The organism is Rhizobium sp. RU35A (assembly GCF_900156005.1).
GTDB lineage: Bacteria > Pseudomonadota > Alphaproteobacteria > Rhizobiales > Rhizobiaceae > Neorhizobium > Neorhizobium straminoryzae.
Genome location: NZ_FTMR01000031.1, coordinates 1 through 10151 on the forward strand (window position 1 = coordinate 1; position 10151 = coordinate 10151).

A 10151-nucleotide genomic window follows, 5' to 3' on the forward strand; every position below is an offset into this window, starting at 1 on the left:
GCGATCTTCCTGCCCTACCAGGGCCGGTGGATCACCGACAATTCGCGCCTGAAGCTGATGGAGAAAGGCCGCCAGATCGGGCTGTCCTGGTCGACGGCCTATGCCACCGTCTCGCGCACCTCGCTTACCTCGGCCCGGCACGATCAATGGGTGTCATCGCGCGACGACATCCAGGCGCGCCTCTTCCTCGAAGACTGCAAGCTGTGGTCCGGCAATCTCGACCTTGCCGCCCGTGACATGGGCGAAGTGGCGCTCGATCCGGACGGCAAGCACAGCGCCTATGTGCTGCGCTTTGCCAACGACAAGCGCATCCATTCAATGAGTTCGAACCCGGACGCGCAGGCGGGCAAGCGCGGCGGCCGTGTCCTCGACGAGTTCGCGCTTCATCCGGACCCGCGCAAACTCTGGTCGATCGCCTATCCCGGCATCACCTGGGGCGGCTCGATGGAGGTGATCTCCACCCATCGCGGCTCGCACAACTTCTTCAACCTGCTGGTCCGGGAATACCGGGAGGGCGGCAATCCGAAGAAGATCAGCCTGCACCGTGTCACGCTGGAAGACGCACTCAACGACGGCTTTCTGTTCAAGCTTCAGCAGTCCCTGCCAGACGACGACGAACGGCAGGAGATGACGGAGGCGGACTATTTCGACTGGGTGAAGAGCGGCTGCGCCGACGAGGAAAGCTTCCTTCAGGAATACATGTGCCAGCCGGCCGACGACGACACGGCCTTCCTCGAATATGACCTGATTGCCAATTGCGAGTATCCGGCCGGCTTTGACTGGCGCACCCTGGAAGGCCGCCAGCTCTATGCGGGCATCGACATCGGCCGCAAGAAGGACCTGACGGTTCTCTGGGTGGTCGAGAAGCTCGGCGACGTCCTTTACACCCGCCATGTCGAGGCGCTGCGCAACATGAGCAAGCCCGACCAGGAGAAGGTGTTGTGGCCGTGGATCGAGCGCTGCTATCGCACCTCGATCGACGCGACCGGCCTTGGCATCGGCTGGGCGGACGATGCACAGAAGAAGTTCGGCACCTATGCCGTGGAGCCCGTCACCTTCTCGGCCAAGGTCAAGGAGGCGCTCGCCTATCCGGTGCGCTCGCGCATGGAAGACCGGACGCTGCGCATCCCCTACGACAAGTACATCCGCGCCGACCTGCGCTCGGTGACCAAGCAGGTCACCGCCAGCGGCAATATCCGTTTCACGGCCGAACGCACGCCCGATGGACACGCCGACCATTTCTGGGCGCTGGCGCTTGCCATCGAAGCGGCGTCCGGCGCGAGCGGACCGACCGGCGCCGGCACGGCCGGCGGTGATCAGGAGAGGCAGACGAAGCTCGAGCAATTCCGTGGTGGCCTCATCAACCAGAACATTTTCGGCAACCTGTCGCGCTTCCTGAGGAATTGAGATGCCCGCTCCACAGACCGGCGAACTCGCCACCAATGCTTCCGATCCCTTCGTTCCGCAGTTCCAGACCGTGCTGCAGCCGAGCGATGATACGCTTCTGGCGCATGGTGGCGCCGGCGCCTACCGGATCTATGACGAGATCCGGCGCGACCCGCATGCCCATGCCATCCTCCAGAAGCGCAAGCTGGAAGTGATCAGCCGCGAATGGCAGGTGATCGCCGCATCGGATCGTCGCAATGACAGAAAGGTGGCGGCCGACATCGAGCGGCTTCTCAGGAGCATCAACTTTGACCAGCTGACGCGCGGCCTGCTGGGTGCAATCCTGAAGGGTTTTGCCGTCGCCGAGATCGTCTGGACACGGCAGGGCGAGGTCTGGACGCCTTCGGCCGTCAAGGTGAAGAAGCAGAACCGCTTCCGCTTCGACATGAATGGCGGCCTGCGGATGCTGACGCGGTCGGCGCCCGTTGACGGCGTCAGCGTGCCCGACCGGAAGTTCATCGTGCATCGCCATTCGATCGACGATGACGATGACGATCCCTATGGCGTCGGCCTCGGCTCGGTGCTGTTCTGGCCGGCCTGGTTCAAGCGGCAGGTGCTGGCCAACTGGCTGCAGGCCACCCGCAAGCATGCCGCTCCCACGACCCTTGCCCAGTACCAGGGCGCCTATGACAAGGCGAAGCAGGATCTGCTGGCGGAAGCGCTCGTCGCCATGCAGGCGTCCGACAGCCTGATCGTGCCGGAAAACGTCAAGGTCGAGCTGCTGGAAGCCAAGGGCGGCAACAGTCAGTCGGAGGAACTGGCGCGCTATCTTGACGAACTGATGAGCGAAGCCGTTCTCGGCGAGACGCTCACCACCAATTCCGGCGAACGCGGCGCCCGCTCGCTCGGCGACATTCACAACGAGATCCGTGTGGCAATCGCCAAGGCGGATGCCGACCTGGTCTGCAAGACGATCCAGCAAAGCCTCGTGCGCTGGTATGTCGAGATCAATTATCCAGGCGAAGCCGTGCCCGAAGTCTGGCGCGACTTCTCCGAGGCGGAAGACCTCGGCGACAAGGTCGACCGGGACCAGAAAATCTACCAGATGGGCTACAAGCCGGCCTCGGTCGATTACATCAACGAGACCTATGGCGGCGACTGGATCGAGCGGACGACGACGCCGGCAGAGCCCGAAGCCTCATCCCCTGGCGAGAGCCCGACCGCCGGCCTTGCCTTTGCCGATCCGGTGCGAGAGGCGACGCCGGCGGAAAAGACCGTCGCGGATCTCTCCAGCCAGATGGCGCAACTGGGACGGCCGGTGATTGAGGCAATGATTGAAGAGATCCGGGGAGCCTTCAGCGATGCCACGTCCTACGAGGATCTGATCGAACGACTGACGCGGCTGTCCGGGGATCTGTCGGTGGACGAACTGGCCCAACTGATGGCGCAAGGCACGATCCTTGCCGACCTTGAAGGGCGGGCCAGCGCCGATGGCTGACAAGCTCCCGTTCCAGGAGGCGATCGACTTCCTGCGCGGCAAGGTCAACCTGCCGACCCGGAAATACGACGACGTCCTGCGGCAGGGACAGGTGCGCGCCTTCACGGTTGCCGGCGTCACGCGCGACGACCTGCTTTCGGATTTCCGCGCCGCGATCGAGAAGGCCCGTATCGAAGGCACCGGCTTCAACGAATTCCGCAAGGATTTCGACGCCATCGTCGAGCGCACCGGCTGGACATTCAAAGGGCGCGGCGGTTCCGACGAGGAGCGCAGCGATTGGCGTGCCCGGATCATCTACACCACCAACATGCGCACCTCCTACATGGCCGGCCGCTGGGCGCAGCTGACCGATCCGGACGTCCTGCGCTATCGCCCCTATCTGCAGTATGTGCATTCCGGCGCAGAACATCCGCGCCTGCAGCATCTGGCCTGGAACGGGCTGGTGCTTGCCGCAACCGATCCCGCCTGGAACGTGATGTATCCGCCGAACGGCTGGGGCTGCGGGTGCGACGTCAAGGCGCTGTCGAAGCGGGATCTGGCACGGCTTGGCAAGGACGGCCCGGATGAGGCGCCGGACCTGACCCCGTATGAGGGCTTCGACCGTCGCACCGGCGAGCCGGAACTGCGCTATCGCGGCATCGACCGAGGCTGGGACTACAATGTCGGCAAGGAGTGGCTGGGCGGCATCGTGCCGAAGGAATTGCACGCGCCTTTGCCCGCCTTCAGCGAACCGAATGCGCCCGCAACTCTCCCGGCGCTGCCGCCGCCGACCGCCGTCGCCAGGGATCGTCTGATGCCAGAGGAACTGCCGGAGGCGGACTATGTGCGCGGCTTCCTCGACGAGTTCGACCTCCTGCCCGGTGAGGCGGGATATTTCCGCGATCGCTCGGGCGGCATCATCAGCGTGTCGCAGGCGATGTTCGATGTGCGGGAGGCGGATGGAACGATCGTCGGCAGCAAGGCCAACAAGTCCGACCGTGGCCCCTACATGCGCCTGCTGGCCGACGCGATCCGCGATCCCCACGAGATCTGGGTCGACTGGGCAAGCGTGACGAGCGGCGTCGTGCTGAAGCGGACCTATCTCAAGCGCTACACGCTGCCGGACCAGAAGTCGCTGTTCATCCGCTTCGAGTGGACATCGAGAGGCTGGGTGGCCGTGACGGGTTTCCAGACGAACGAGCGCTACATCCGCAACTATCGCAAAGGCGCCCTGCTCTACCGCGCCCAATGAAAAGGGCCATCCTCCCGGTCCGGATGGTCCCTGCGCCGAGATTTAAGGATCGTGACCGGGACAGCCACCACGACGCCGGGCAAAGATAGAGCGACAGCAAGGACGATGCAATCATGACCGCAGCCGCCATCACGATCGACGACCTCGAGATTCAGCGGAGCCTGCAGCGCATCATGGATGCCGCCGGCAGCCTGGCGCCCGTCCTGAAGAACATCGGCGAATATGAAGCCGAGGCGACCAGAGACCGCTTTCGCGACGAACGCGATCCGGACGGCCAGCGCTGGCAGGATCTGAACCCGCTTTATGCGCTCACCAAGAAAGGCCCGCGCATCCTGACCGGCCAGACGCGGAGCCTGTCGCAGATCATCTGGCAGCTTGCCTCCGAAACGTCGGTCGCTGTCGGCTCGAACGAAGTCTATGCACGCATCCACAACGAGGGTGGTGACACCGTGCCGAAGAATGCAGCAGCCCTCGTCTTCTCGATGGGAGGCCAGACATTCCGCGTCAAGCGCGTGACCATCCCGCGTCGCCAGTTCCTCGGCATCAACGACGAGGACCGGGCACGGATTGAAGAGATCATCCAGGACCATTTCGAGGAGACGCTGGCCGCATCTGGCGGGTCGGAATAGAGGCGCCACAGACGCGCGTGAGCCTGTCGGATGGCTCGTGGCCCGCACCCGAGGGTGAAAGCGCGCCCAAGGGCTTCAAAACGGCTTCAAATTCGATGCTTGCCCTCCTCGCCTCCCCCACGTTAAGACTTGGCAGCCCCGCGACGTGTCCCTGAGGCTGTCCCACAAACCCTAGCGACTGTTTTGACCGCCCACGCTGATCCAGTGTGGCGGGCATGAAACCGTTCGAGATTTTCCGTTCTGGCACCCACACCGACAGCCGAGGCAGGCCGTTTGCCTTCTCGGATGACGATCTTGCCGCCATCGCTTCAAGCTACGATCCGGCGCTCTCGCATGCGCCGATTGTCGTCGGCCATCCGAAACAGGATGACCCCGCCTATGGCTGGGTGAAGTCCGTCGCCTTCCGCGACGGCCGCCTCGTCGTGGAACCGGAGGATCTGGAAAGCCAGTTCGCCGACCTCGTCCGCACCGGCCGTTTCCGCCAGCGCTCGGCCGCCTTCTTCGCGCCTGACCATCCGAACAACCCGACACCCGGCCGCTACTACCTGCGCCATGTCGGTTTCCTTGGCGCGGCCGCACCCGCCGTCAAGGGACTGAAGGCGGTCGAGTTCGGCGACGACGAGGCTCTTCTCGAATTCCAGGACATGGCGATCGGACGCGCCGCCTGGGGCTTTGAATTGCTTTCGAAGGTCATTCGAGGGTTCCGCGATTTCGTGGTGGCCGAAAAGGGCATCGACGTTGCCGACGGCATCCTGCCCGCCTGGCAGATCGACCAGATCGCCGAGACCGCCCAGCAGCTGCGCGACGAGATCGACGCCAGCGACCCCACCACCAGCTACAGCGACGAGGACAACAACATGAGCCAGGAGATGCTCGCCGACATCAAGCGGCGGGAGGCAGAGCTTGCCGCCCGCGAGGCAACGTTCGCCGACCAGCAGCGCACCGAGCAGGAAAGCCGCAAACGCATCCGCGCCAGCGAGGATGCGACCTTCGTAGCCTCCATGGTTGAAGCCGGCCGGTTGCCCGCCGGCCTGAAGGATCTCGCGACCGCCCTCTTCGCCGATCTCGGCGCGGACGACACCATGTCCTTCTCGGACGGCGGCGAGGAACGCAGCCTTACGCCCCGTGACGGGCTGCGCCAGCTGATCGAGCGCCTGCCGCTTCCGGTCGTCCAGGGCGAACTGGCGACCGGCGACGGTCCGGACTTTTCCGACCCGGCGCATGTCGCGACGGCCATCACCACCGAAATCGAGACCGCACGCGCCAGGGGCGAACATCTGTCGGCCGCCGAGGCTGGCATGCGCCTGACGCGCCGCCGCTAACCGAAGGGCAGCATCATGAAGCTGATCAAGAATTTCCTCGCCACAAGCGCCATCCCGCATCGCCGGCAGGTCAAGGCCGGCGCCAATGATGGCGAGGTGGCGCTGGCAACCGCCTCCACCGACCTCATCCTTGGCGTGACTGACTGCCCCGGCGGGGCGGCCATCGGTGACCGCGTCGACGTCGTCCTGCTCGGCGAAACCGAACTCGATATCGGCGGCACGATCGCATTCGGCGCCTTCTTCACCGCCGACGCCGCCGGCAGGGGCTTGGCTGCCGCGCCGGCGGCCGGCGTCAATGCCCGCACCGGCGGCATCATGACCATCGGCGCGGTCTCGGGCGACATCGCCCGCGTCCTCGTCACTCCCTCCCGGATCCAGGGCTGATTGCCCGCAACCTCTGAAGGAAAGCCTCCATGAGCGGCACGCCGTTCCCCATCGATCCGGTGCTGACCGGCATCATCATCGCCTACAAGAACAACACGCTGATCGCCGACCAGGTGCTGCCGCGCCTGACGCCGAACCTTCCGAAGAAGAAGTTCACCTGGTGGCGCTTCGACTTCGGCCAGTTCATCACCGCACCCGATACCAAGGTTGGCCGCAAGTCTGCCCCGAACGAGGTCGAATTCCAGGCCGAGGACGTCGAGGACAAGACCGAGGATTACGGCCTCGACGACGTCATCCCGCTCGACGACATCAACAATGCGCCGGCCGGCTATGATCCGCGTGCCTTTGCCGCGCAGAAGCTGATCGACCTCGTGCTGCTCGATCGCGAAGTGCGCGTCTCCAACAAGGTCTTCAATTCGGCGATGTACGGCGCCAGCAACAAGGAAACGCTGGCCGGCACCAGCCAGTGGTCGCACGCCGACAGCAAGCCGATCGTGCAGATCACCGAAGCCGCCGACAGCATGATCATGCGGCCGAACAACATGGTGCTGGGGCGTGTCGAATGGACGGCGCTGCGCACCAATCCATCCGTCCTGCGGTCCCTGACCGTCTCCGGTGCTGGCGACGGCCTGGCCGACAAGCGTGCCGTCGCCGACCTGCTGGAACTGGACGACATCATCGTCGGTGAAGGCTGGGTAAACCGCGCGAAGAAGGGCCAGCCGGTCAGCCGGTCGCGTGCCTGGGGCGACAAGGCGCTGCTGTTCCACAAGGCGCCGCTTGCCTCGTCGATCGACGCCACGCCGACCTACGGCTGGACTGCCCAGCATGGCGACCGCGTTTCGGGTTCGATGGACGAACCGAAGATCGGCCTCAAGGGCTCAGTCCGCGTGCGCTCCGGCGAGAGCGTCAAGGAAGTCATCTCCTCGCCCGAGCTTGGCTACCTTTTCGAAGACGTCGTCGCCTGACGCGACATGCCCCTCGCCCGGCGTCTTCGGCCGCCGGGCATTCCACCGCCGGCCACGCGCCGTTCCCTTCCGCAGAAAGGCAAATCCCATGGCCCGAAATTCCGCCACGCCACCCAGCACCGAAACCGAAACCGGCGGCTCCGCGGCATCCGCGCCGGAGACCATTGCCGTGGAACAGGATGACGAGACCGTCCTGCTGACCATCCTGCGGCCGGTGCGGATCAATGGCGTCAAGTTCATGCCTGACAGCACGGCGCCTGTTCCACACGACCTGATCCAGTCCCTCGACGCCAGAGGCATCATCGACATGCGGGAGCGCGACTGATGGCCGCCTATGCGACACTTGCGGATCTTCTGGCCCGCGCCGGTGAAGACGAGATCCTGCAGGTGGCCGATCGCGATGGCGACGGCGCGGCCGACCAGGACGTGATCGCCTCCGCGATCGCAGCGGCCGAAAGCGAGATCAACGGCTACATCGGCGCACGCTACAGGCTGCCGCTATCGACCATCCCGGATCTGGTGACCACCTGGGCAGTCTCGATCGCCCGCTATCACCTGCACCGGGACGGCGCGCCGGAGCATGTGGCGCGCGACTGGAAGAGCGCCATGGATGGCCTGCGGGATGTGGCGCGATCGCTGGTCAGCCTGCCAGTGAGCGACGGCGCGCAGCCTTCCGCCGACGATGCCGGCCGCGTCATCCTGGTGAAGCAACGACCTGCCTGGGGCGGATTTGGAGGCTTCCTGTGATCTCGTCGGTCATCGCCCGCCTGCAAGCCGAGACGACGCTCACCGACGTTCTACCGGCCGAGGATCTGGAGACACTGTCGAAGGGCACCCAGCCGAAGAACCGGACGGTCTTCGTCCTGCCCTTCCGTGATCTCGCGCAGCCGAACACCTTTGCCGCCGGCGGCTTCCGCCAGTCGATCGAGGCCTACATCATCGTGGCCTTCCTGATCCGCCGCTACGACGACGCCAGAGGCGGCAAGCGGGCGAGCGAATACGAACAGACCCGCGATGAAATCGAAAACGCGCTCGCCGGCTGGCAATGGGACGCATCCGAAGAGCCGTTCGAACTGGTCTCCGGCCAGAGCAGCGCCTTTGGCACCGCCGCCACGATCTACGCACAGACCTGGAAGACCACCCGAACGCTGGAGAAACGCCCATGAACGACCTGCCGCAGTCAGGCGGTTCCTACCGCCGCAATGACGACGGGACCCTCGTGCGCGTCGAGCCCCCCGATGCGCTGGTGCAGGACACCGCAGCCGGGGCTGAGGCTGCGACGGCCGAGGCCTCGGAAACGCCCGCAACCAACGACGCCGGCAGCACCGGCAAGAGGAAGAGCTGATGTCGAAATACGCGCGGAACAAGGCGATCCTGGTCAAGCTGGAAACCACCTATGGCACCGATGCCGTGCCGACCGGTGCGGCCAACGCCATGCAGGTCAACAATTTTCGGGCGGAGCCGCTGCTCGGCCAGGACGTCAGTCGTGATCTGATGTTTCCCTACATGGGCCATCAGGGCGCGATCCTGTCGGGCAATTACGGTCGCGTGTCATTCGACGTGGAGATCGCGGGTGCGGGTGCGGCCGGGACAGTGCCCGCCTACGGGCCGTTGCTGCGCGCCTGTGGCCTCGCCGAGACGGTGCAGGCCGGTGTTTCGGTCGTCTACAATCCTGTTTCCTCGGGACAGGAGGCATGCTCCATCTACTACGTGATGGACGGCATTCGCCACATCCTCACCGGCGCCCGAGGCACCTTCACCCTCAACGTCGCCCCGGCGCAGATCCCGCGCTTCAGCTTCACGTTCACGGGACTGCTCGGTCCGATCAGCGACCAGCCCATGCCGGTCTGTGACCTGACCAAGTTCATCAAGCCCGTCCCGGTTTCCAAGCTCAACACGTCGTTCAGCCTGCACGGCTACACAGGCGCGGTGGAGAGCTTTTCGTTCGATCTGGCCAATGACATCCAGCCGCGCCTGCTGATCAATGACGAGAGCATCAAGCAGGTCGACCGCATGATGACCGGCAGCGCGACGATCGAAGCTGCCGCACTGGCGACGATCAACTGGTTTGCGCTTGCCCAGGCCCACACAACCGGTGCGCTGGCCGGCCAGCACGGTGTGACGCCCGGCAACATCGTCGGCTTCGGCGCAGGCCGCGTGCAGATCGGCCGGCCCTCCTATCAGGAGAACCAGAAGATCGTCACCAATCAGCTGGCGCTGATGCTGCTGCCGACAGCGGGCAATGACGAGTTCACGATCACCGTCAAATAGGTTTTTCAAACAGGTCTCGAAGGGTCTTCAAAACATGTTCAAGCTCGTTTCACGCCTTGCCGCCTGGTGGCCCGTCACTGTGCTGCAGCCCGATCCCGACCAGCCGGGCGCCTTCACCGAATTTGGCTTCGAAGCCCGCTTCCTGATTGTCGGCAAGGCCGAGATGCGCGGCTATGCCGAGGAACGCGATCAGCTCGCAAAGAAGCTGCTGGAGGCAATCGAAGCCATGGCCACGGCCGACGACAAGGTTGCCGCCTCCGACAAGGTCCGCGACCTGGAAACCGAGCTCGAAACCCACGACGACAGCATGTTCCATCGGCTCATCACCGACTGGCGCGGCGTGGTCGACGAGGCCGACCAGCCGATCCCCTTCAGCGCCGAGGCCCTCGACATGGCGCTCGATCATGAGCGCATCCGGCGCGCGCTGCGCGTGGCCTATGACGCGGCGATCTCCGAAGGCGGGGC

General features: G+C 64.8%; 13 protein-coding genes. All 13 read left to right on the forward strand.

Going from position 1 to position 10151, the window contains the following annotated elements:
• A partial coding sequence (locus F3H95_RS26590) for a terminase family protein (RefSeq protein WP_149748182.1) occupies positions 1-1407 on the forward strand: 1407 nt, incomplete at its 5' end.
• 1 nt (position 1408) lies between these two features.
• Positions 1409-2884, forward strand: coding sequence for a DUF935 family protein (locus F3H95_RS26595; protein ID WP_149748183.1), 1476 nt, complete (start codon positions 1409-1411; stop codon positions 2882-2884).
• Positions 2877-4115, forward strand: a complete 1239-nt coding sequence (locus tag F3H95_RS26600; protein ID WP_149748184.1) for a PBECR2 nuclease fold domain-containing protein — start codon at positions 2877-2879, stop codon at positions 4113-4115. Before F3H95_RS26595 ends, F3H95_RS26600 begins: the two co-directional genes overlap by 8 nt.
• A gap of 113 nt (positions 4116-4228) precedes the next feature.
• A complete protein-coding gene (locus F3H95_RS26605; RefSeq protein ID WP_149748185.1) occupies positions 4229-4744 on the forward strand; it encodes a phage virion morphogenesis protein in 516 nt (171 codons plus the stop codon).
• 215 nt (positions 4745-4959) lie between these two features.
• A complete protein-coding gene (locus F3H95_RS26610; RefSeq protein WP_149748186.1) occupies positions 4960-6066 on the forward strand; it encodes a peptidase in 1107 nt (368 codons plus the stop codon).
• 15 nt (positions 6067-6081) lie between these two features.
• Positions 6082-6450, forward strand: coding sequence for a hypothetical protein (locus tag F3H95_RS26615; RefSeq protein WP_244618157.1), 369 nt, complete (start codon positions 6082-6084; stop codon positions 6448-6450).
• A gap of 29 nt (positions 6451-6479) precedes the next feature.
• Positions 6480-7415, forward strand: coding sequence for a capsid protein (locus F3H95_RS26620; protein ID WP_143125742.1), 936 nt, complete (start codon positions 6480-6482; stop codon positions 7413-7415).
• An 88-nt stretch (positions 7416-7503) separates the two neighbouring features.
• On the forward strand, positions 7504-7740 hold the full coding sequence (locus tag F3H95_RS26625) for a hypothetical protein (protein ID WP_149748188.1): 237 nt from the start codon (positions 7504-7506) through the stop codon (positions 7738-7740).
• A complete protein-coding gene (locus F3H95_RS26630; RefSeq protein ID WP_149748189.1) occupies positions 7740-8162 on the forward strand; it encodes a DUF1320 domain-containing protein in 423 nt (140 codons plus the stop codon). The genes F3H95_RS26625 and F3H95_RS26630 overlap by 1 nt, the downstream gene beginning before the upstream one ends.
• Positions 8159-8581 (forward strand): hypothetical protein, encoded by a 423-nt coding sequence (locus F3H95_RS26635; protein ID WP_149748190.1) that lies wholly within the window; start codon positions 8159-8161, stop codon positions 8579-8581. Before F3H95_RS26630 ends, F3H95_RS26635 begins: the two co-directional genes overlap by 4 nt.
• On the forward strand, positions 8578-8760 hold the full coding sequence (locus F3H95_RS26640) for a hypothetical protein (RefSeq protein ID WP_149748191.1): 183 nt from the start codon (positions 8578-8580) through the stop codon (positions 8758-8760). The genes F3H95_RS26635 and F3H95_RS26640 overlap by 4 nt, the downstream gene beginning before the upstream one ends.
• On the forward strand, positions 8760-9686 hold the full coding sequence (locus F3H95_RS26645; protein WP_149748192.1) for a phage tail tube protein: 927 nt from the start codon (positions 8760-8762) through the stop codon (positions 9684-9686). The genes F3H95_RS26640 and F3H95_RS26645 overlap by 1 nt, the downstream gene beginning before the upstream one ends.
• A 34-nt stretch (positions 9687-9720) precedes the next feature.
• A partial coding sequence (locus tag F3H95_RS26650) for a hypothetical protein (protein WP_149748193.1) occupies positions 9721-10151 on the forward strand: 431 nt, incomplete at its 3' end.